Genomic DNA, 254 nt, shown 5'->3' on the forward strand with positions numbered 1-254 from the left:
AGCGTCAGGCGATCACCCAGGCCCAGCGGGCTGTTGACGTTGAGCGTGCCGCCCAGGCGGTACTCGCCGGTGTAGCGGTTGCCGTAGTTGTCGGCATCGACCGAACCGGACAACAGCGGCCCCGGCGTGACATCCACCAACAGGTCGGTAGCCCCCACCGAGGCGCCCGGCTTGAGCGTGGACTTCACCTCCACGCCGGGTGTGTCGGACAGCAGCAGCAAGCTGCGCTCCAGCTCGGCGGAGCGCACCGCATC

1 protein-coding gene is annotated in these 254 nt (G+C 68.9%); it reads right to left on the bottom strand.

What is annotated here, in order from left to right; translation table 11 throughout:
* Window positions 1-254: ShlB/FhaC/HecB family hemolysin secretion/activation protein (locus tag DM374_RS32955; protein WP_318531834.1), on the bottom strand; the 254-nt coding region annotated here is incomplete at both ends.

It is taken from the genome of Pseudomonas huaxiensis, assembly GCF_003231275.1.
Taxonomy (GTDB): Bacteria; Pseudomonadota; Gammaproteobacteria; order Pseudomonadales; family Pseudomonadaceae; genus Aquipseudomonas; species Aquipseudomonas huaxiensis.